The 19566-nt window shown below is 76.3% G+C and carries 18 protein-coding genes and 7 tRNA genes; 10 read left to right on the forward strand and 15 right to left on the reverse strand.

Annotated elements, in window-relative coordinates:
* Nucleotides 1–71 precede the first annotated feature (71 nt).
* Together LPA54_RS08640 and LPA54_RS08645 are read right to left on the reverse strand one after the other, a co-directional pair.
* Nucleotides 72–1247 (reverse strand): hypothetical protein, encoded by a 1176-nt coding sequence (locus LPA54_RS08640; protein WP_228975437.1) that lies wholly within the window; start codon nt 1245–1247, stop codon nt 72–74.
* A complete protein-coding gene (locus tag LPA54_RS08645) occupies nt 1244–1804 on the reverse strand; it encodes a DUF4365 domain-containing protein (RefSeq protein WP_228975439.1) in 561 nt (186 codons plus the stop codon). The genes LPA54_RS08640 and LPA54_RS08645 overlap by 4 nt, the downstream gene beginning before the upstream one ends.
* Nucleotides 1805–1956: 152 nt before the next feature.
* On the opposite strand from LPA54_RS08645, the gene LPA54_RS08650 reads away from it, so the two are divergent.
* The gene (locus tag LPA54_RS08650) at nt 1957–2685 is read left to right on the forward strand and encodes an exonuclease domain-containing protein (RefSeq protein ID WP_228975441.1); all 729 of its coding nucleotides are present in this window, start codon (nt 1957–1959) and stop codon (nt 2683–2685) included.
* Between the two features lie 83 nt (nt 2686–2768).
* On the opposite strand, the gene LPA54_RS08655 is transcribed toward LPA54_RS08650, so the two are convergent.
* The 4 genes from LPA54_RS08655 to LPA54_RS08670 form a co-directional block, all read right to left on the reverse strand.
* Nucleotides 2769–2840 (reverse strand) — tRNA-Val (locus LPA54_RS08655).
* A gap of 39 nt (nt 2841–2879) precedes the next feature.
* Nucleotides 2880–3329, reverse strand: coding sequence for an SRPBCC family protein (locus tag LPA54_RS08660; protein ID WP_228975443.1), 450 nt, complete (start codon nt 3327–3329; stop codon nt 2880–2882).
* Nucleotides 3330–3408: 79 nt separating this feature from the next.
* A tRNA-Val gene (locus tag LPA54_RS08665) sits at nt 3409–3483 on the reverse strand.
* A 64-nt stretch (nt 3484–3547) separates the two neighbouring features.
* A complete protein-coding gene (locus LPA54_RS08670; RefSeq protein ID WP_228975445.1) occupies nt 3548–4078 on the reverse strand; it encodes a TIGR02611 family protein in 531 nt (176 codons plus the stop codon).
* A 199-nt stretch (nt 4079–4277) separates the two neighbouring features.
* On the opposite strand from LPA54_RS08670, the gene LPA54_RS08675 reads away from it, so the two are divergent.
* A complete protein-coding gene (locus LPA54_RS08675) occupies nt 4278–4691 on the forward strand; it encodes an SsgA family sporulation/cell division regulator (protein WP_003959770.1) in 414 nt (137 codons plus the stop codon).
* A 381-nt stretch (nt 4692–5072) separates the two neighbouring features.
* Nucleotides 5073–5630, forward strand: a complete 558-nt coding sequence (locus LPA54_RS08680) for a CGNR zinc finger domain-containing protein (protein ID WP_228975447.1) — start codon at nt 5073–5075, stop codon at nt 5628–5630.
* A gap of 34 nt (nt 5631–5664) precedes the next feature.
* Here LPA54_RS08680 and LPA54_RS08685 read toward each other — a convergent pair whose 3' ends face one another.
* Nucleotides 5665–5817: a hypothetical protein gene (locus LPA54_RS08685; protein ID WP_198549370.1), complete on the reverse strand. Its 153-nt coding sequence runs from the start codon at nt 5815–5817 to the stop codon at nt 5665–5667.
* A gap of 202 nt (nt 5818–6019) precedes the next feature.
* Nucleotides 6020–6451 (reverse strand): hypothetical protein, encoded by a 432-nt coding sequence (locus LPA54_RS08690; protein ID WP_228975608.1) that lies wholly within the window; start codon nt 6449–6451, stop codon nt 6020–6022.
* 169 nt (nt 6452–6620) lie between these two features.
* Here LPA54_RS08690 and LPA54_RS08695 point away from each other — a divergent pair, with 169 nt between their 5' ends.
* Nucleotides 6621–7139, forward strand: coding sequence for a DsbA family protein (locus LPA54_RS08695; RefSeq protein ID WP_228975449.1), 519 nt, complete (start codon nt 6621–6623; stop codon nt 7137–7139).
* 27 nt (nt 7140–7166) lie between these two features.
* Here LPA54_RS08695 and LPA54_RS08700 read toward each other — a convergent pair whose 3' ends face one another.
* From LPA54_RS08700 to LPA54_RS08710, 3 genes are read right to left on the reverse strand one after another with little or no spacing between them, the layout of a single operon-like run.
* Nucleotides 7167–7943 carry a GNAT family N-acetyltransferase gene (locus tag LPA54_RS08700; protein WP_228975452.1) on the reverse strand — a complete coding sequence of 259 codons (777 nt, stop codon included), beginning with the start codon at nt 7941–7943 and terminating at the stop codon, nt 7167–7169.
* A gap of 52 nt (nt 7944–7995) precedes the next feature.
* Nucleotides 7996–8808, reverse strand: coding sequence for an aminotransferase class IV (locus LPA54_RS08705; RefSeq protein WP_228975453.1), 813 nt, complete (start codon nt 8806–8808; stop codon nt 7996–7998).
* Nucleotide 8809: 1 nt separating this feature from the next.
* The gene (locus LPA54_RS08710) at nt 8810–9868 is read right to left on the reverse strand and encodes a chorismate-binding protein (RefSeq protein ID WP_228975455.1); all 1059 of its coding nucleotides are present in this window, start codon (nt 9866–9868) and stop codon (nt 8810–8812) included.
* 202 nt (nt 9869–10070) lie between these two features.
* Between LPA54_RS08710 and LPA54_RS08715 the strand changes: the two genes are divergently transcribed.
* The 5 genes from LPA54_RS08715 to LPA54_RS08735 all read left to right on the forward strand — a co-directional run bounded on the left by LPA54_RS08715 (nt 10071) and on the right by LPA54_RS08735 (nt 10546).
* Nucleotides 10071–10143: transfer RNA gene (locus tag LPA54_RS08715), tRNA-Gly, on the forward strand.
* Nucleotides 10144–10180: 37 nt separating this feature from the next.
* A tRNA-Cys gene (locus tag LPA54_RS08720) sits at nt 10181–10254 on the forward strand.
* Nucleotide 10255: 1 nt separating this feature from the next.
* Nucleotides 10256–10327 (forward strand) — tRNA-Val (locus tag LPA54_RS08725).
* 27 nt (nt 10328–10354) lie between these two features.
* Nucleotides 10355–10426: transfer RNA gene (locus tag LPA54_RS08730), tRNA-Val, on the forward strand.
* A 48-nt stretch (nt 10427–10474) separates the two neighbouring features.
* Nucleotides 10475–10546: transfer RNA gene (locus LPA54_RS08735), tRNA-Val, on the forward strand.
* A 274-nt stretch (nt 10547–10820) separates the two neighbouring features.
* Here the strand turns inward: LPA54_RS08735 and LPA54_RS08740 are convergent.
* Nucleotides 10821–11030: a hypothetical protein gene (locus tag LPA54_RS08740; protein WP_228975457.1), complete on the reverse strand. Its 210-nt coding sequence runs from the start codon at nt 11028–11030 to the stop codon at nt 10821–10823.
* Between the two features lie 603 nt (nt 11031–11633).
* On the opposite strand from LPA54_RS08740, the gene LPA54_RS08745 reads away from it, so the two are divergent.
* A complete protein-coding gene (locus tag LPA54_RS08745; RefSeq protein WP_228975459.1) occupies nt 11634–12884 on the forward strand; it encodes a serine/threonine-protein kinase in 1251 nt (416 codons plus the stop codon).
* Nucleotides 12885–13076: 192 nt separating this feature from the next.
* On the opposite strand, the gene LPA54_RS08750 is transcribed toward LPA54_RS08745, so the two are convergent.
* The 3 genes from LPA54_RS08750 to cobT form a co-directional block, all read right to left on the reverse strand.
* The gene (locus LPA54_RS08750) at nt 13077–13895 is read right to left on the reverse strand and encodes an RNA methyltransferase (protein WP_228975461.1); all 819 of its coding nucleotides are present in this window, start codon (nt 13893–13895) and stop codon (nt 13077–13079) included.
* A 139-nt stretch (nt 13896–14034) separates the two neighbouring features.
* The gene (gene cobA, locus LPA54_RS08755) at nt 14035–15267 is read right to left on the reverse strand and encodes a uroporphyrinogen-III C-methyltransferase (RefSeq protein ID WP_228975463.1); all 1233 of its coding nucleotides are present in this window, start codon (nt 15265–15267) and stop codon (nt 14035–14037) included.
* 221 nt (nt 15268–15488) lie between these two features.
* On the reverse strand, nt 15489–19253 hold the full coding sequence (gene cobT / locus LPA54_RS08760) for a nicotinate-nucleotide--dimethylbenzimidazole phosphoribosyltransferase (protein WP_228975465.1): 3765 nt from the start codon (nt 19251–19253) through the stop codon (nt 15489–15491).
* Nucleotides 19254–19566: the final 313 nt, after the last annotated feature.

Consider the following 19566-nt stretch of genomic DNA (forward strand, 5'->3'; position numbering starts at 1 on the left):
AAGGGGGGCGCGCGCATTAGTACCGCATGGTACCGAGCGAGCGTCCCCCGCCGCGAAACGGTTTGCCCGGGTCAGTACTCCTCGTCGAGCCCCTTCAGCAGCCGGTCGCGCTCGGCGTCGTCCACGGGGACGGGCTCCACGTCGTGCGCGCCGGTCAGCCGGCGGAAGCCGGCGCCGCTGTCCAGGTGGCCCGCGAGGCGCAGCGGAAGGCCGGCGAGGTGGGCGTGGACGGCCGTCCGGTAGGCGTCCTCGTCGAGGGTGACCCGCAGGCGCGGGACGTCGGCGCCGGACAGGACGCGCAGCCTGACCGTGCCGGCGCCGCGGGGGCCGGAGCGGCACAGGCGGACGACCGCGCCGGTGACGCGGGCGGGCACGGAGGGCTCGTCGCGCAGGTAGCGCTCACCGGCCCGGCGCAGGGCGGGCAGGTCGCCGGGGGTGAACTCGACCGGTTCGGGGCGGGCGGCGCACCCGGCGGGGGCGCCCGCGGCGGGGGCCCAGGCGAGGGTGACGGCGGCGCCCTCGGTGCCGTGGACGAGGGCGACGAGCGCTTCGGTGAGTTCGCGGCTGACCCCGGCGGCTACGGCGGTGTCGAAGGCGTCCGGGCGGCCGGTGGCCCGCTGGTAGTCGACGGCCTCGCGGGTCGCGTGCAACGCGTGGTGGAGGCGCTCGGTGACGGGGCGGCCGGTCGTGACGGGGACGAAGGCGGTGAGCCCGCGGCCGGCGGCGGGCGGCGCACCGACGAGGACGCCGTCGACGAGCGCGCGGGCGCGGTCGCGGTGGCGGGCGCCGTGGTGGCGGGCGTGGCCGTGCACGGCGAGCGCGGCGGCGACGAGGACCTGGCGGGCGGCGGCGCGCAGCCGGTCCTGGGCGGTCCAGCGGACCGCCTCGGCGGGGGCGCCGGGCGGGGCGGGCGGACCGGTGTCGTGGCCGCTCCCGCACCACCAGCGCACCTCGTCGCTGGGTACGGCGAGGGCGGTGAGGACGTCGCGCGCGGAGGGCGCGGTGCTGCGGGCGAGCGCGGTGAGCGCTTCGGCGAGGAGGTCGTCCGCGTCGGGGAAGGCGCGGCCGTCGGGGACGAGGAGGCTGGCGGGGGTGGCGCCCGGGGCGGGCGGGGTCCAGCGGGTGTAGTGGCCGGCGGCGCCGCCCCTGCGCTGCCAGCCGTGGCGGTCGAGGAGCGCGCCGAGGACGTGGGGGTCGACGCGGCGCGGTTCGGGGTGGGCCGGTCCTTCGGTCGGTCGGTTCGTCACGGTGTGCCTCCCGCCCCTATCCGGGCCATGATCCCGCACAGGGCCCGGTCGTCGAAGATCCGCGCCGTCGGTACGCGGACGGTGGTGCGGCGCCTGCCGGTGACGGGGTGGCCGGCGAGGTTGGTCCAGTAGCAGCAGTGGCGCAGGTCGAGCCGGTCGTGCCCGGCGCCGATCCAGTCGTCGCGGGTCCGGGGGACGAGCATCACGACGAGGATCTTGTGGACGGCCACGGGGGTGCGGGCGAGCTTCACCAGGTGGTCGTTGTCGAGGCTGAAGGAGAAGGCGGTGCCGGGCGGGCGCGGGGGGATCTGGTAGGTGGCCTTCAGCTGCACCTTGATGGTCACCTCGTCGTCGACGGCGTGGCCGGGGGCGCTGTGGCTGACGTGCCAGTCGACGCCGTTGTCGGGGAACGGCTGGGAGAGCGTGCAGCCGGCGGCTGCCACGACCGCGTGGAGGTAGCCGACTTGGAGGGTCTCCATGCAGGCGGTGGTCGCGAGGTCGCCGCGGAGGGGCGGTGCGGGGTGGGTGCCGGGGTCGGGCTGCGCGGCGAGCGCCATGGCTCCTCGTGCCTTCCGGGCTGTTCGAGCGTCAGGAGGGTTGCTCTCTACGTGTGTTGTCACCGGGCGGCGTACGGGGCAAACGGTCCGGGTATCACCGATTCGGGCAGGGGATCGGACCATCTGCCGGTGATGTACGAGGAGTTCGGGGTATGGCGCGCTGGTTTGAAGGACCCCTGGCCGCGTTCGACACGGAGACCACGGGCGTCGACGTGGAGCGGGACCGGATCGTCTCGGCGGCGGTGGTGGTGCAGGACGCCGAGGGCGGCCGGGTGCGGACGACGCGGTGGCTGGTGAACCCGGGCGTGCCGGTGCCCCGGGAGGCGACGGATGTGCACGGCCTGACGGACGATCACCTCCAGCGGCTCGGGCGGTGGCCCGCGCCGGTGATGGACGAGATAGCCCGGGCGCTGTCCGAGCAGGCGGCGGCGGGGCGGCCGCTGGTGGTGATGAACGCCCCGTTCGACCTGACGCTGCTGGACCGGGAGTTGCGGCGGCACCAGGCGTCGTCGCTGGGCCGGTACCTGCGCGACGCTCCGCTGCGGGTGCTGGACCCGCGGGTGCTGGACAAGCACCTGGACCGGTACCGCAAGGGGCGGCGGACGCTGACCGACCTGTGCGCGCACTACGAGGTGGCGTTGGACGGGGCGCACGACGCCGCGGCGGACGCGGCGGCGTCGCTGGGGGTGGTCCGCGCGGTGGGGCGCCGGTTCGCCGCGCGGCTGGAGGAGCTGACGGTGGCCGAGCTGCACTCCCGGCAGGCGGTGTGGCACGCGGCGCAGGCACGGGGCCTGCAGGCGTGGTTCGCGCGCAACGGCTCGGAGGAGGAGGTCGACCCGGCGTGGCCGGTGCGGCCCGGACAGTCGGTGGCGGCGGCCTGAGCGGTGGCCGCCCGGGCGGCGTCCGGAGCCCGCGACGGGGAAGGCGAGAAGGCCGGTCCGCTGGGCGGACCGGCCTTCCTCGGTGGGCGATACTGGGATCGAACCAGTGACCTCTTCGGTGTGAACGAAGCGCTCTCCCGCTGAGCTAATCGCCCGGGAACGCACTGAACCATACAGGTCCCGCGGGGGTTCGTTCAAACCGCTCGCAGGCGGGCGGCGAGCCCGCGGCGGCCGGCCCGCATCATCAGGGCGTGGTTGGCGCGGAAGAGCGGCCGGGCCGGTACGGCGAGGCGGCGCAGCAGCGGCTTGCGGACGCGGACCTCCTGCTCGTACAGGGCGCGGCTGCGGCCCGCGGCGCTCGGGGTGACGGTCCAGCGGGCCCACCCCTCGACGTCCCCGGTGAGGGTGACCTCCAGGACGCCGGCGGCGGGGTCGCGGCGGCGCTCGGTGAGGGTGACGGCGAGCGCGTAGGGAAGGGCGGAGCGGATGCGGGCGGTCCCGGAGCGGCGGTCGATCCGGCGCGCGGTACGGACCTGGGGCCACCAGCGGGGGTACTCCTCGGGGCGCTCCAGGGCGGCGTAGACCGTGGCGGCGGGGGCGGGGAGCGTCCAGAGGCTGCGGAAGCGGTAGCGGTGCCAGTCCATGGCGGTGCGTGTTCCGCGTCCGGGCGCGGATATGCCGAAGGCCCCGGGATCAGTGGATCCTCGGGGCCTTCGGTCCGGGTGGTGGGCGATACTGGGATCGAACCAGTGACCTCTTCGGTGTGAACGAAGCGCTCTCCCGCTGAGCTAATCGCCCGGGCGCACGGAGAACATTACCCCATGTCAGCGGGTGCGCCGACCGGTTTCCGGGGCGCCGCGGGTCACTGGCTGATCTTCCACGGCATGACGAGGCCGAACTTCCACAGGTAGATCGCGGCGAGCGCGCCGGCGATGACGAGTCCGGCGGCGGTGAGCAGCATGTTGCGGCGCCGCACCCGCGGGTCGAGGGCGCGCTGCGCGGCCTCGGTGACCTTGCGCTTGGTCCAGCGGAGCACGAGCTGCGCCCAGACGAACTCGGTCGCCCAGATCGCCATGCCCGCGAAGATCACGAACCAGCCGGGTCCGGGCAGGACGAGCATGAGCACGCCGGCCAGGACCACCGCGAGGCCGATGAGGAAGACGCCGACCTGCCAGCTGAGGTGCAGCGTGCGCCGCGCCTTCACGAAGGCGGGCGCGCGCGAGCCGAGCGGCCGCTCGGCGGCCGTCTCCGCTCCGCCCGTCGCGGCACCGCCTGCCGTCCCGGTGCCGCCGGCCGTGCCGGTCCTCGTCCCGCCGTCGGCGTCCCCCGCCGCGGGCGCACCGGTCGCCGTCGATCCGGCGACCCTCTCCCGCTCGTCACTCTCCGCGCGCATAAGGCCCAACCTACCTGACGATCGGGGTTCGCGCGGCTTACCGAAATGGACCTATAACCACCGGTTACACACCGCCGAACGAGGTACCCAAGGCCACCCAAAACGGGCAGAGGGGTTTACAACGGCACGGTAGGTGGGATGTCGATTTCGCCGACGTGCGAATCCCCGAGCGCACACTGAGCGAAAGGCCATGGCGCTTATGAACACCACGGTCAGCTGCGAGCTGCACCTGCGCCTCGTTGTGTCGAGTGAGTCCTCACTGCCCGTCCCCGCGGGCCTGCGGTATGACACGGCCGATCCGTATGCCGTGCACGCCACCTTCCACACCGGCGCCGAGGAGACGGTCGAGTGGGTCTTCGCCCGCGATCTCCTCGCCGAAGGGCTGCACCGGCCCACCGGCACCGGCGACGTCAGAGTCTGGCCGTCCCGCAGCCACGGCCAAGGCGTCGTCTGCATCGCGCTGAGCTCCCCGGAGGGCGAGGCACTGCTCGAGGCCCCGGCCCGGGCCCTGGAGTCGTTCCTGAAGCGGACCGACGCCGCGGTACCCCCCGGTACCGAACACCGTCACTTCGACCTCGACACGGAGCTCTCCCACATCCTGGCGGAGAGCTGAACGACTGAGCGACCCACGAGCCACCCGGCGCCGTCCGACTCGGGGCGACGGCGCCGGCACACCCCTCCGCGGCCTCCGCACGGCGGCCGGCCGCGGGACGGGTGCGCGTGCGGAAGGGCAGGGGCGGACGTCACCGCGCACCGTCGCGGTGGTGCCCGTCCCTGCCCTTCCGCACGTACCGCCGCGGTGACGGCGGCCCTCCCCTTCGCCGCGTACGCCCCGCCGCGCCGCCCACCCGCCCCGCCGGCGCCCGCGCCCACCCCCGACGCGTCTCCCGCGCCGTCCGGGGGCGCACAGGCGCGCCCGGGGACGGCGCGGACGAGCCGCTAGAGTCAGCGGAACCCGCGGGCGCCCGCCCGCGGCAGGCCAGGGAGCGGAAGCGTGCTGATCCCCCACGACACCCGGATCGCCCTCGACACCGTCGTCGACCTGATGAACACGGCGCCGGAGGGCGGCCGCGGCGAGGCGCTCGGGGACGTGCCGTCGCTGTACGCGTTCGTGGAGGGCCACAAGATCAGCGGCGTCGGCGAGCTCGGCGCCCAGGACCTGCGGGCGGTGCGCGCCGTACGGGGCCGGTTCGCCGAGGTGTTCGCGGCGCCCGACGCGCGGGCCGCCGCCGGGCTGATCAACCAGCTGGTGGCGGCCGCCGGCACCACGCCGCAGCTCACCGACCACGACGGCTACGACTGGCACGTGCACTACTTCGCCCCCGGCGCCTCGGTCGCCGACCACCTCGCCGCCGACTGCGGCATGGCCCTCGCCTTCATCCTGGTGGCGGGCGAGCGTGAGCGGCTGCGGCGGTGCGAGGCGCCGGACTGCGGCCGGGCCTTCGTCGACCTCTCCCGCAACCGGTCGCGGCGCTACTGCGACAGCCGCACCTGCGGCAACCGTCTGCACGTGGCGGCGTACCGGGCACGTCGCAAGGAGGCCTCCGGCTGACCGGCGGGCGGGCCGGCTCCGCACCGGACCGGGTTCACAGCAGGAACAGGTCGTGCACGGACGCCATCAGCAGCAGGACGCCGATCACCGCCAGGAAGATCATGAGCGGTGGCTGGGAGAGCGCGAACAGGCAGCCGCGCGGTTCTTCTGAGGTGGCGGGGGTCTGCTCCCGCGAGGTATCGAGCATCTCGGCCCAGATCATGGCGCAGCCGGCGGACCACCTCGGACGCAACAGGCCCCACAAATAGGGCAGTTCATGTCATTCCACTGCGGAGCGCCATGCCGGCGCCTCCCACCGCCACCCTCCGCGCCACCCCGGACCACCCCCGCCGGGCCCGGGGCCGGGCCCCGGGCGGCCCCGCGGGGCGGCCCCGCGCGGGCGTGTCGCGTCAGATGCCGTGCTTCCGCAGGATCGCCTCGATCTCGTCGAAGTCCTCTCCCGGGGCGGCCTTCGCCTTCGCCTTCCCCGACCGGGGCCCGGCGTCCAGCGGCGAACGGGTCGCGCCCGGCGCCACGGCCCCCGGCTCCTCTCCGGCCGCCGCACCGCGGCGCCCCCGGCCGCCGCCCGCGCGGCGCTCGGCGACGCGGGTCCCGGCCAGCAGCAGCCAGGCCGCGCCGAGCAGGCCGAACCCGACCCAGGCGGCCGGGCTGAACGCCGTACCGGCCAGCCAGCGCACGACGCCGGTCAGCACCAGCCCCAGCGGCACGAGCGCGTAGGCGGCGACGCGCACGGCGGCGCGGAAGCGCCTGCGGTACGCCGTGACGGCCGCGATGCCCAGTCCGGCCGCGGCCACGGCGGTGCATATGGTCTCGGCGAGCATCGGGGCCTCCAGGGCTGGGGGTGTCACGTCCCTTCCATCCTGCATCGGCCGGGTGCGCCGCGGCCACGGTCCGGCCGGGCGCGGCGCGGTATCTCCGGGGAATCTCCGGGTCGCCCTCCACCCCGGGTGCCGGTTGGGGCGCGGAGCGCGCGGCTGGAAGACTGGGGCCATGAGCGACTCGACCACCGATCCCACCGCGCAGCCCGTCGTCCTGGACGTCTGGTGCGAGCTGCAGTGCACGGACTGCCGGACCGCCCTGGAGGACCTGCGCGCGCTGCGGGCCCGCTACGGCGACCGGCTGGAGGTGCGGCTGCGCCACTTCCCGCTGGAGAAGCACCGGCACGCCTACGCCGCGGCGCAGGCCGCCGAGGAGGCCCTGGCGCAGGGCCGGGGGTGGCCGTACGCCGAGGCGGTCCTCGCCGAGGTGGAGCGACTGGACGCCGAGGGCGAGGCGTTCCTGCTGGAGGTGGCGCGCGACCTGGGTTTGGACGACGAGGAGTTCGACACCGCGCTGATCGACGGCCGGCACCTGCTGGCGGTCGACGCCGACCAGGCCGAGGGCAAGGCGCTGGGCGTCACCGGCACGCCCACGTACCTGATCGGCGGGGAGCGGCTGGACGGCGGCAAGAGCCAGGACGGGCTGCGGGCGCGCGTCGAGGAGATCGCCGACCGTCTCCTCGCGGGCTGAGCGCGCCCGACCGGCTCGGCGACCGGCTCAGTACAGGCGCTTCTCGTAGTCCACGAGGAGCGGGTGGTAGCCGAGGGAGGCGTAGAGGGCGCGGGCCGGGGCGTTCGCCGGGTCCACCCGCAGGGCGACGCGCCCGCCTCCCGCTTCGCGCACGGCGGTCTCGGCGCGGCGCATGAGGGCGCGGCCGTACCCCTTGCCCCGCTCGCCGTCGGCGACCTCCACCTCCCAGACGTACGGCACCCGCTCCCCCGTCGGCAGCTCCCGCCACCCGGTCCACAGGTGGCCCACCCGTACGCCGCCGCGCAGGGCCACCTCGACGCGCGCCCCCTCGGTGTCCAGGCCCTCGGGGAGCAGCTCCCGGCGGCCGGGGACGGCGCCGCACCAGGGGGTGAACTCGGCGGCGGTCATCGGCCGGATCTCCAGCGCCGCGGGGGCCGGCGGGCCGGGGTCCGCCGGGTCGAACTCCTTGAGCAGGACGTGGCCGCGTTCGGTGTACCCGAGGGCGGTCGCCAGACGCCGGGCGGGCGCGGCCCCGGCCGGCACCGAGACGCGGATCCGGTCGCAGTCCCAGCCCCGCAGCACCTCCTCGGCCGCGAGGGCGGCCACCGTTCCGCGGCCGCGGCCGCGGTCCGCCTCGGCGACGCGCAGGTCGCCGATGGTGCCGACGGTCCCCTCGGCGGTGCGTACGGTCGCGACGCGCACGCCGCCGACGGGGCGGCTGTTCACGCACACCTCGTAGGTGCGCGAGCGGGTGCCGTCGCCGGCCTGCTGGAGCGGCCCGACCGGCCGCAGGGTGGTGGTCATCACCCTTGTCCTACCCAGCGCGGGGGGTCGGGCCATCACCCCGGCCGCACCGTCACAGAAGCGCGGACCGCTCGGCGAAGACCCGCGCGGCCTTGGCGGTGACCGGGCCGGGCGCCGGCGCCAGTTCCCGGTCGTCGACGCGGTGGACCGCCTGGACGTCCCGCAGCGTGGAGGTCAGGAAGACCTCGTCGGCGGTGCGCAGCACGTCCATCGGCAGGTCCGTCTCGACGGCGTCGGTCCACTCGGCGACCAGCCGGCGGGTGATCCCGGCGAGGCAGCCGGAGGCGAGCGGCGGCGTGTGGACGCGGCCGTCGAGGACGACGAAGACGTTGGAGCCGGTGCCCTCGCAGAGCTGCCCCACGGTGTTGGCGAAGAGCGCCTCGGAGGCGCCGGCCCGGTGGGCGTGGGCGAGGGCGACGACGTTCTCCGCGTACGACGTGGTCTTGAGGCCGGTGAGCGCGCCGCGCTCGTTGCGGGTCCACGGGACGGTGACGACGGCCGTGCTGTCGGGGCGGCGCGTGGCCCCGCCGATGGCGACGATGAGGCTGGGGCCGTCGTCGCCGCGGTCGGAGCCGAGCGGGGAGAGGCCGCCGGTGTAGGTGACGCGCAGCCGGCCGAGCGGCATCGGGTTCGCCTCCAGGACGGCGGCGCAGGCGCGGCGGACCTCGTCAAGGTCCGGGTCGGGCAGGCCGAGGCCGCGCGCGGAGACCACGAGCCGGTCGAGGTGGGGTTCCAGGGCGAATGCCCTGCCGTCGACCGCCTTGAGCGTCTCGAAGACCCCGTCGCCCACGGTCAGGCCGTGGTCGAGGACGGAGATCGTCGCGCTGTCCGCGTCCCGCAGTCCGTCGTTGACCCACACCTTCATGTCAGATGGTCCTTCCGCTCGCCTCGTGGTCGCCCGACGCTACCGCGAGCAGCCGCGCCGCCTTCAGCTCGGTCTCCTGCCACTCCCGCTCGGGGTCGGACCCCCAGGTGATGCCCGCCCCGGTCCCGAAGCGCAGGACGCCGCCGCGCTCGCGCCGGTCGATCCAGAAGGTGCGGATGCCGACGGCCAGCTCCCCGGTGCGGCGGTCGGCGTCGACCCAGCCGACGCCGCCGCAGTACGGGCCCCGGGGCGCCGTCTCCAGCTCCTCGATGATCCGCAGGGCGCTGGACTTGGGGGCGCCGGTGACCGAGCCCGGTGGGAAGGTCGCGCCCAGGAGCCCGGCCCACCCCTCGCCGGGGGCCAGTTCGCCGCGGACGGTGGAGACGAGGTGGACGAGGCCCGGGTGGGGCTCGACGGCGCACAGCCGGGGGACGGTGACGCTGCCGGTGGCGCAGACCCGGCCGAGGTCGTTGCGGACCAGGTCCACGATCATCACGTTCTCGGCGTGGTCCTTCTCCAGCAGGTCCTCCGCGGTCCTCCCGGTGCCCTTGATCGGTCCGGACTCGACGGTGCGGCCGTCGCGCCGCAGGTACAGCTCGGGCGAGGCGGTGGCGATCTCCACGCCGTGCGCGGGCAGACGAATCGTTCCCGCAAAGGGGGCGGGGTTGCCGCGGGCGAGGAGCGCGGTGAGGGCGTCCACGTCGGCGCCGTCCGCCGTGCCGGGAGGCAGGGGCGCGGAGAGCACCCGGCAGAGGTTCGCCTGGTAGACCTCGCCGGCCGCGATGTGCTCGCGGACGCGGCGTACGCCCGCGGTGTACGCCTCCCGGTCGAGCGAGGAGGTCCAGTCGCCCGCGGCGGGGCCGCGCCAGCGGCCCGGTACGGGGGCGGGCACCGGCTCGGGCCGGACGTCACCGAAGCGCGCGCAGGTGAGGCGGCCTTCGAAGTCGGCGGCGACGACCCAGAAGCCGGAGGAGTCGAGGGCCTCCGGGTCGCTGGTGACGTCCCGCAGGTCGGTTGCGACGAGGCCGCCGAAGCGGGCCAGGGGAGGGAGGTCGTGCACGGATGCGAGTGTAGGACGGGGGGCGCGCCGGGGCCGTCCGGGCGCCGTGCGCGCAGGTGGGCGCGGGGGCCGCCGGCGGCGCGCGACCGGGCCGCGCCGGACGGCGGGGCAGCACGCTGCGGAAACGCGTTTTTGTACTGGCCCGGGAATCCGCTAGAGTTCAACACGTCGCCGGGACGCGGAAGCGGACCGGAAAAGACAGGCGGACGTGGCTCAGTTGGTAGAGCATCACCTTGCCAAGGTGAGGGTCGCGAGTTCGAATCTCGTCGTCCGCTCGACGTGGGGGATCTTCCCGAGACCCCGCACACTCCGGGTGGAGTGGCCGAGAGGCGAGGCAACGGCCTGCAAAGCCGTCTACACGGGTTCAAATCCCGTCTCCACCTCCAAGGACGATTAGCTCAGCGGGAGAGCGCTTCCCTGACACGGAAGAGGTCACTGGTTCAATCCCAGTATCGTCCACTGAAACCGCTGGTAGCAGCGGTTCCCGCGCGATTAGCTCAGCGGGAGAGCGCTTCCCTGACACGGAAGAGGTCACTGGTTCAATCCCAGTATCGCGCACGCAGTGCCCGCGGCTCCGTACGATCGGTTACGGCGCCCCGGTCCCGAGGACGATTAGCTCAGCGGGAGAGCGCTTCCCTGACACGGAAGAGGTCACTGGTTCAATCCCAGTATCGTCCACATCCCGGAACCCCCGTCCGCCGCGTGCGGACGGGGGTTCCGTCGTAGGGCGACCCGGTTGCCTGGGCGACCCGGGTGAGGTGACCGGTACGAGCCGTGCGGTCGGCGTTGCCGGCGGGCGGACCGGCCGGGCGCCGGCGGACGTGAAGAAGTGGCGGTGGACCGGCTCCCCAGCCGACCCACCGCCACTGCCGTCCGCCGCACCCCCGTCCCCACGGGGCTGTATGGCCGGATGTCCCCGGCCCGGGCCGCTCTCCCGGGCCCGGGGCGCCGCTCAGCGCCCCAGCATCACGCCCACGGACGACGCCTGTGTCACCACCGCTTCCCAGCCGCCGAAGACGACGACCAGCAGGGCGGCGAGAGGGAGGACCATCGCCGTCGCCACCAGGGGGTGGCGACGGCCCGACGGCCGGCCGCCGGACGAGGCGTACGACGCCTTCCGCCCCAGCGCGCGGACCACCGTCCGCGGTGCCGTGTCCGCCATGGCCTTCTCCCGTCTGTCTGCGGCGGCGGGTGTCGGACCTCGGGGGACGAGTGCTGCACCCGCCGCTCGACAACAACCCTAGGGAATCGGGACAGCCCGGGCGTCATGCCGTCGTACCCCTTCCCGGGCCTCCTCCAGGAGGAGGCCCCCCGGGTCGTGTACTCCCCTGGGTGGAGACGGGGGCCCCGCACCCGCGGGTCCACCCGGAAGGGTGGCCGCCGGGGGACGGGCGGGCACACGGGGCGCCGGGGCGCCGACCGGCGTACGGGTGACATCACTCACGTCCCCGCGGGGTGCTCCCCGGGGCTCCCGCCCCTCCCCTGCCGGCCCCCTCGACGGCCCGCCGGCCGGGTGGCGGCCGGGTGGCCGGGGCCGTGCGCCAACCCCCGTGCCGATCAAGGAGCTTGATCACCCCCGACGGCCAGGGCCCCGCCTTCCGGGGCCCCCTGATCCGGCCTCAGGCGGCGTACGCGGTACGGAGAATCGATCGGGGCGTGAGGGCGCGGCCTATGAGCGCACCCGGGCCCGGGTACGTAAGCTGGGCGGCGTCAGAAGACCGCGACGGCGGGGTGGGGAGCTCCCCACGGCAGGTAGGGGACGGACATGGCGATGATGCGGCTCCGGCGCGAGGACCCGCGTGTCGTCGGCTCGTTCCGGCTGCACCGGCGGCTCGGCGCGGGCGGCATGGGGGTCGTGTACCTCGGCTCGGACCGGCGCGGGCAGCGGGTCGCGCTGAAGGTGATCAGGCCGGACCTCGCCGAGGACCAGGAGTTCCGCTCGCGCTTCGCGCGCGAGGTGTCCGCCGCACGGCGGATCCGCGGCGGGTGCACCGCCCGGCTGGTCGCGGCCGACCTGGAGGCCGAGCGCCCCTGGTTCGCCACGCAGTACGTACCCGGCCCCTCCCTGCACGACAAGATCACCGAGGAGGGTCCGCTGACGGCGGCCGACGTCGCCGCGATCGGGGCCGCGCTCTCCGAGGGGCTCGTCGCGGTCCACGAGGCCGGCGTGGTGCACCGGGACCTGAAACCGTCGAACATCCTGCTCTCCCCCAAGGGCCCGCGGATCATCGACTTCGGCATCGCCTGGGCGACCGGCGCCTCCACCCTCACCCACGTCGGCACGGCGGTGGGCTCTCCCGGCTTCCTCGCGCCGGAGCAGGTACGGGGCGCCGCCGTCACCCCAGCGACCGACGTCTTCGCCCTCGGCGCGACCCTGGCGTACGCGGCGATGGGCGACTCGCCGTTCGGGCACGGCAGCTCCGAGGTGCTGCTGTACCGCGTGGTGCACGAGGAGCCCCACCTGCAGGGCGTACCCGACGCCCTCGCGCCGCTGGTGCGGGCCTGCCTCGCGAAGGAGCCCGAGGAGCGGCCCAGCACGCTCCAGCTCTCCCTGCGGCTGAAGGAGATCGCCGCGCGGGAGGCGCAGGGGCTCGGCATGGCGCCCCCGCCGCCTGACGGACGCCCCGCGGTGCCCCGGCCCGAACGGGCGGAACGCCTCGCACGGGCCGAGCGCACCACCGGTCCGCGCGGCGGCCGCCCGCAGCCGCGCGCCACGGAGCGGTACCCGGAGCGGCCCCCGCAGCGCACCCCCGCGCCGCGTGGCCAGGGCGGGCAGGCGTCGCGGACCGGGGGCTCCTCGCGCCCCCGGCGGAACACGTCACACCCGGGGCCGCGCACCGGCCCGCGCACGGGTCCCCGCAGGACGGGTCCGGGGACCGGCACGGGGACGGGAGCCTCGTCGGGGCTGCGCAGGCCGGCGAACCCGCGGCTGCTGCGGCAGCGCCTGTTCGTCTTCGTGGTCGTGACGCTGGTCGTGCTGCTGGGCATCGCCGGGGCGCAGGCCCTCCAGGGCTGAGGCCGCTCCGGCGACCTGAGCCGGGCGCCCGCGCCCCGTGCGGGGCCGGGCGGTCGTCCGGCGGGCCGGGGCCGGTCCGGCGGTCAGGGCCGGTGGGGCACGGCTGGGGGTCAGGGCCGGTGGGGCACAGCTGCGGGTCAGGGCCGGTGGGGCACGGCTGCGGGTGGGTCAGGGCTGCGGGTGGCCGGGGGGTCAGGGCTGGGGGCGGCCCGCCGTCACGGCGTAGAACGCCACGGCCGCCGCCGCGCCGACGTTGAGCGAGTCGACGCCGTGCGCCATCGGGATGCGGACCCGCTCGTGCGCCGCCCGCATCGCCCGCTCCGTCAGGCCGTCGCCCTCGGCGCCCAGCATGAGCGCCACCCGGTCCAGCCGGTGCGGTGCCGCCTCGTCGATCGGGGTTGCGCCCTCGCCGGGCGTCAGCGCCAGCAGCCGGAACCCGGCCTCGCGCACCGCCTCCAGGCCGTGCGGCCAGGTGCCGAGCCGGGCGTACGGGACGGAGAAGACCGCGCCCATCGAGACCTTCACCGAACGCCGGTACAGCGGGTCGGCGCAGTCCGGGGAGAGCAGGACGGCGTCCATGCCGAGTGCGGCGGCGCTGCGGAAGATGGCACCGATGTTGGTGTGGTCGTTGACCGACTCCATGACGACCACGCGCCGGGCCGCCGCCAGCAGCTGCGGCGCCTCCGGCAGCGGTTCGCGCCGCATGGACGCCAGCGCGCCCCGGTGCACGTGGTAGCCGGTCACCCGCTCGGCGAGCTCGGGGTCGACGACGTAGACCGGGGCGGGGTCCTCGTCGATGACGTCCCGCATGGCGTCGACCCACTTCGCCGACAGGAGCATCGAGCGCATCGCGTAGCCGGCCTGCCGCGCCCGGCGGATGACCTTCTCGCCCTCGGCGATGAACAGGCCCTCCGCCGGTTCACGGCGGCGGCGCAGCTCGACGTCGGTGAGGCCCGTGTAGTCGTGCAGGCGCGGGTCGCCCGGGTCGTCGATGGTGATGATCTCTGCCACGGTGCTGCCTCGCCGGTGGGGGTGCCCGGGGGCGCCGTGCGGCGGCGCCCAGGGCGGGACTGGGGGTGGGGGTCGAAGCCCGGACGGCGGCCCGGGTGGGCCGGCGGCGGGCCCGGAGAGGGGCCGTGGGCCCGGGGGTCTAACGCGCGGGCTTGTCCGGGCCCTCGTGGACCACGTCGCCGATGACGATCACGGCGGGCGGACGGACGTCCTCGGCCCGTACCGTCTCGGCGACGGTGGCGAGCGTGGCGTCCACGCGGCGCTGCGCGGCGGTCGTGCCCTCCTGGACCAGGGCGAGCGGGGTGGCCGGGTCCTTGCCGTGGGCGACGAGCGCCTCGGCGATACGGCCGATCTTGTCGACGCCCATGAGGATGACGAGGGTGCCGCGCAGCTGCGCCAGGGCCGCCCAGTCGACGAGGGAACGCGGGTCGTCGGGGGCGACGTGCCCGCTGACGACGGTGAACTCGTGGGCGACGCCCCGGTGCGTGACGGGGATGCCGGCGGCGCCGGGGACGGAGATCGAGCTGGAGATGCCGGGGACGACCGTGCAGGGGATGCCCGCCTCGGCGAGCGCCTGGGCCTCCTCCATGCCCCGGCCGAAGACGAACGGGTCACCGCCCTTGAGGCGGACCACCGACCTGCCCCGCTTCGCGTGCTCGATCAGCGCGTTGTTGATGGCCTCCTGGGCCATGAACCGGCCGTACGGGATCTTCGCCGCGTCGATCACCTCGACGTGCGGCGGCAGTTCGTCCAGCAGGTCGCGCGGGCCCAACCGGTCGGCGATCACCACGTCGGCCTCCGCGAGGAGCCGGCGGCCGCGCAGGGTGATCAGGTCCGGGTCGCCGGGCCCTCCGCCGACCAGCGCCACGAACGGCTCCCGGGAGCGGTGCTGGGGGGCGGCGAGGGTGCCGTCGCGCAGCCCCTCCACGACGGCGTCGCGCACGGCGGCGGAGCGCCGCGGGTCGTTGCCGGTGAGGACCGCCACGGTGACGCCCTCGACCCTGCCCGTCGCGGGGGTCCAGGCGGTCGCCGCCTCGGCGTCGTCGGCCCGTACGCACCAGGTCTTCGTCCGCTCCGCCTCGGCGGAGGCGCGGGCGTTGGCCTCGGCGTCGGTCGTGGCGACGAGCGCGTACCAGGCGTCGGCGATGTCGCCGTCCTCGTACCGGCGGCGCTCCCAGCGGATCTCGCCCGCCTCGGCCATGGCCTCCACGGACGCGGTGGCGGAGGGCGAGACGAGCGTGACGTCGGCGCCCGCGGCGACGAGGGCCGGCAGGCGGCGCTGGGCGACCTGGCCGCCGCCGATGACGACGACCCGGCGCCCGGAGAGGCGGAGTCCGACGGGGTAGGCGGGCTGCTCGGCGTGCTCGACCATGGCGGTGTGGTCTCCTCGGCGGATGGTGCGGGTGCGGGGGCCACTGCGACGGTGAAGTGGCTGGTGGGGCGGGGGGCGTGCGCTGGCGACCACGATACGGGGCGGGGCCCCGGGCGCCGCGGGCCCGGGCGCGTTGCGATCGTCACGCCGCGGCCGGCCCGTCGGGTGGACGGGTCCGGCCGCGGGGCGCGGACGGCGGGCGCGCGGGGGCGGCGCCCGGGTCACTTCTCGCTGACGCCCGCCGAGTCGAAGGTGGCGACCTCGTGCATGGCGCGGGCCGCGCTCTGCACCAGCGGGAGGGCGAGCAGGGCGCCGGTGCCCTCGCCGAGGCGGAGGTCCAGGTCCACCAGGGGGCGCAGGCCCAGCTTGTTGAGGGCCGCCATGTGGCCGGGCTCGGCGCTGCGGTGGCCGGCGATGCAGGCGGCGAGCGACTCGGGCGCGACCGCCCGGGCGACGAGGGCCGCCGCGCCCGCGCTGACGCCGTCGAGGATGACGGGCGTCCGCAGCGAGGCGCCGCCGAGGATGAAGCCGACCATGGCGGCGTGCTCCAGGCCGCCGACCGCCCCGAGGACGCCGATCGGGTCGGCCGGGTCGGGCTGGTGCAGCGCGAGGGCGCGGCGTACGACGTCGACCTTGCGGGCGTGCATCTCGTCGTTGATGCCGGTGCCGCGGCCGGTGACCTCGGCCGGGTCCGCGCCCGTGTAGACGGAGATGAGGGCGGCGGACGCGGTGGTGTTGGCGATGCCCATCTCCCCGGTGAGGATCGCCTTGTTGCCGGCGGCGACCAGGTCGCGGGCGGTCTCGATGCCGACCTCCAGGGCGGCGAGCACCTCCTCGCGGGTGAGGGCGGGTCCGGCGGTGAAGTCGGCCGTGCCGGCGCGGACCTTGCGGGGCAGCAGGCCCGGGGTGGCGGGCAGGTCGGCGGCGACGCCGACGTCGACGACGCACACCTCAGCGCCGACCTGGGTGGCGAAGGCGTTGCACACGGCGCCGCCGCCGAGGAAGTTGGCGACCATCTGGGCCGTCACCTCCTGCGGCCAGGCGGTGACGCCCTGGGCGTGCACCCCGTGGTCGCCCGCGAAGATCGCCACGGCGGCGGGCTCCGGGATGGGCGGCGGGCAGGTCCGGGACAGGCCGCACAGCTGCGCGGAGATGATCTCCAGCATGCCGAGCGCGCCGGCCGGCTTGGTCATGCGCTTCTGCCGCTCCCACGCCTCGCCGAGCGCCTTGGCGTCCAGCGGGCGGACGGTGGCGATCGTCTCCTGGAGCAGGTCGTGCGGCTGCTCGCCCGGCAGGGCACGGCGGCCGTACGTCTCCTCGTGGACGACCCAGGACAGCGGGCGGCGCTTGGCCCAGCCCGCCTGCATCAGCTCGGGCTCCTCGGGGAACTCGTCGACGTACCCCACGCACAGGTAGGCGACGACCTCCAGGTGTTCGGGGAGGCCGAGCGCGCGGACCATCTCCCGCTCGTCGAAGAAGCTGACCCAGCCGACGCCCAGGCCCTCGGCGCGGGCGGCGAGCCAGAGGTTCTCCACGGCGAGCGCGGAGGAGTACGGCGCCATCTGCGGCTGGGTGTGCCGGCCCAGGGTGTGGCGGCCGCCGCGGGTGGGGTCGGCGGTGACGACGATGTTGACCGGGGTGTCGAGGATGGCCTCGATCTTCAGTTCCTTGAACTGCTTGGCCCGGCCCTTGGGCAGCGACTCGGCGTACGCCTCGCGCTGGCGCTCGGCGAGTTCGTGCATCGTGCGGCGCGTCTCGGCCGAGCGGATGACGACGAAGTCCCAGGGCTGCGAGTGGCCCACCGACGGGGCGGTGTGGGCCGCCTCCAGGACGCGGAGCAGCACCTCGTGCGGGATCGGGTCGCTGCGGAAGCCGTTGCGGATGTCGCGGCGCTCCCGCATGACGCGGAGGATCGCCTCGCGCTCGTCGTCGGCGTAGCCGGGGGCCGGCGGGCCGACGGGCAGCGCCGCCTCGGACGCCTCCTGCCCGGACGCCTCCTGCCCGGACGCCTCCTGTACGGGCGTCCCCGGCTCGGGCGCCTGGTGCTCGGGCGCGACCTGCTCCGGTGCCTCCTGCCCGGCGGGGGCCGGGTCCTCCGCGGGCGTCCGCTCCTCGGCGGCCGGCTCCTCGGCGGCCGGCGCTTCGGCAGCCGGCGCTTCGGCAGCCGGCGCTTCGGCGGGCTCGTGCGCGGCGGCCGGCTCCTCGGCGGCCTCCTGCGCGGGCTCCTCGGCGGTGGCCGGGGGTTGCTCGGCGGGCTCGACGTCCGTGCGGGGCTCTGCCGGGGCGGACGCCTCCGCCTCGGGCTCCACGGGCTCCACCGGTGCGACCGCCTGCGCGGCGGGAGCCTCCGGGGCCTCGGGCGCCACCGGTACGGGCTCGACCGTCTGCGGGGCCGACGCGTCCCGCGCGGGCGGGGCGGCCGCCTCCGGGGCGGGGGCGGCCGGTACGGCGGCTTCCGGCGCGATCTGCTCGGGCGCCGGGGCCACCGGTTCCTGCGCCGACGCCTCGGGCGCGGGCGGCTGCTCCGGCTGCTCCGGCTGCTCCGGCTGCGGGGCCGGTACCGGCTCCACGGCGGCCTGCGGCTCCTCGGGCGCGGGCGCCGGGGCCTCCGGCACGACGGCATCCGCGGGCTCGCCGGGCTCCGGCGCGACGGCATCCGCGGGCTCGCCGGGCTCCGGCGCGACGGCCTCCGCGGGGACGGTGGGCTGCGCCGGCTGCTCCTCGGGCGCCGCCGGAGCCGCCTTGGCGGGACCGACCTGGACGGGAACGGCCTGGACGGGGGCGGCCTCCACCGGCGCCGCCTGCTCGGGCTCCGGGGCGGCAACGGCCTCGGGAGCCGCGGGGGCTTCCTGCGGGGCGGCGGCCGCCACGGGCACCGGGGCTGCGACGACCGGCTGCTCGGGGTGCGCGGGGGCCTGCGGGGCCTCGGCGTGCGTCGGGGCCTCGTGCCGCACCGGGGCCTCGGCGGCCTGCGGTTCGGGGGCGGCCTGCTGCTCCGGCGCCGCCCCGTCACGCGGCGCGGGGACCGTCGCCACGAGGTGCGGGGCGGGCGGCTCCTCGGCCTGCGGGGCGGGCGCGGCCTGCTCGGCGGCCGGCTCTCCGAGTACGACCGGCTCCCCCGGCACGGCCGGCTCGGGGTCGACCGGGGCCGTCGGGGCGGAGTGCGGGAGCACCGGCTGCTCGGGAACGACCGTTTCTGCTGGGGCGGGAAGCGGCTCGTGAGCCTGCTGTGACGCGTGTGGCTCGGGTGCCTGCTGCGGCTCCGGAGCGGCCCCCTGCGGCTGCTGCGGCCACGCCTCGGCGCCCTGCGGCGGGGCGTCGGCGTGCTGCGGCGGGGCGTCGGCGTGCTGCGGGACGTCGACCGGCTGCGCCGCCGGGGCGGCCGGGGCCGTCCGGGGCGCGTCCGGGTGCTCCAGGCCGCCGGCGGGCGCGCTGACGGACGGGGCCTGGACCGGCGCGGGCGCCACGTGGGCGGGGCCCCGGTCGGCGAGCGAGCGCACGACACCGGCCGTGCCGTCCGGGGTCGGCGGGCCCATGTGGAGCGGGCGCCGGGGCTGCTGGCCCGGGGGCTGCGGGCTGTGGTGCTGGGGCTGCCGGCCCTGGGCGGTGGCCGGCGCGGGGATCCGTACGGCGCCGAGGTCGACGGAGCCGGAGTCCCGGCCGCCCGCCTCGTGGGCGCCGGTCTCGTGCGGCTCGTACGCGGGGGCCGGGGCCTCCTGCGCGAGCGGCTGGTACCCGAGGTGCTCGGCCGGCGCGGGCGCCGGGGCGGCCGTCGGCACGGTCACGGGAGGGGCGGGGACGACACCGGGCTGCGGCTCGGTCCAGGCGCCCTGGGCACCCGGCATCAGCAGCAGGTCGTCGTCTTCCGGTGTGTGCTCGGAGGGGTCGAGGAAGGTGTACGCACCCGGAGCGGGCATGCCCGGCTGTTCCACCATGCCTGCGTTCTCCGGCAGTCCCTCGCCCGGGACCTGGCCGGTGTCAGTCATGCGTACCCCTCGCCCATCGCTTTGCTCCTTCAGACTTCCGCCCGCCGTGAAGAACGAGCGTGCGCGCCGCGCGGCACGAACGGCGTGCGGACACACAGCATTCTCGCCGCCTTCGGGCCCCGTGGCAGAGGCTTCCGCCACGGTCGGCTGTGGACTGCGCCACGTCGCGCGTCCCCCTCCCACGTCCCACCGTCCGCGGCCCCGCCGGGGAGCCCGCGTCCCCGGGTGTCGTCCGGGTGCCGTCCGGCGGTGACCGGAGGGCCGCCGGACGTCCGGCTGCGGTGGAACGGTCGGCCAGCCTACCTGGCCTTCC

Origin of the sequence: Streptomyces sp. DH12, assembly GCF_020873895.1 — a bacterium.
In the GTDB taxonomy this organism is placed as follows: Bacteria; Actinomycetota; Actinomycetes; order Streptomycetales; family Streptomycetaceae; genus Streptomyces.

Bases quoted from the DNA above. Each gene is read 5' to 3' on its own strand.
- LPA54_RS08645 (WP_228975439.1), bottom strand. From the start codon at position 1,804: ATGGCGCTCGCCGCGCAGCCCGACCCCGGCACCCACCCCGCACCGCCC.
- LPA54_RS08650 (WP_228975441.1), top strand. From the start codon at position 1,957: ATGGCGCGCTGGTTTGAAGGACCCCTGGCCGCGTTCGACACGGAGACC.
- LPA54_RS08660 (WP_228975443.1), bottom strand. From the start codon at position 3,329: ATGGACTGGCACCGCTACCGCTTCCGCAGCCTCTGGACGCTCCCCGCC.
- LPA54_RS08670 (WP_228975445.1), bottom strand. From the start codon at position 4,078: ATGCGCGCGGAGAGTGACGAGCGGGAGAGGGTCGCCGGATCGACGGCG.
- LPA54_RS08675 (WP_003959770.1), top strand. From the start codon at position 4,278: ATGAACACCACGGTCAGCTGCGAGCTGCACCTGCGCCTCGTTGTGTCG.
- LPA54_RS08685 (WP_198549370.1), bottom strand. From the start codon at position 5,817: ATGCTCGATACCTCGCGGGAGCAGACCCCCGCCACCTCAGAAGAACCG.
- LPA54_RS08690 (WP_228975608.1), bottom strand. From the start codon at position 6,451: ATGCTCGCCGAGACCATATGCACCGCCGTGGCCGCGGCCGGACTGGGC.
- LPA54_RS08695 (WP_228975449.1), top strand. From the start codon at position 6,621: ATGAGCGACTCGACCACCGATCCCACCGCGCAGCCCGTCGTCCTGGAC.
- LPA54_RS08700 (WP_228975452.1), bottom strand. From the start codon at position 7,943: ATGACCACCACCCTGCGGCCGGTCGGGCCGCTCCAGCAGGCCGGCGAC.
- LPA54_RS08705 (WP_228975453.1), bottom strand. From the start codon at position 8,808: ATGAAGGTGTGGGTCAACGACGGACTGCGGGACGCGGACAGCGCGACG.
- LPA54_RS08740 (WP_228975457.1), bottom strand. From the start codon at position 11,030: ATGGCGGACACGGCACCGCGGACGGTGGTCCGCGCGCTGGGGCGGAAG.
- LPA54_RS08745 (WP_228975459.1), top strand. From the start codon at position 11,634: ATGGCGATGATGCGGCTCCGGCGCGAGGACCCGCGTGTCGTCGGCTCG.
- cobA (WP_228975463.1), bottom strand. From the start codon at position 15,267: ATGGTCGAGCACGCCGAGCAGCCCGCCTACCCCGTCGGACTCCGCCTC.
- cobT (WP_228975465.1), bottom strand. From the start codon at position 19,253: ATGACTGACACCGGCCAGGTCCCGGGCGAGGGACTGCCGGAGAACGCA.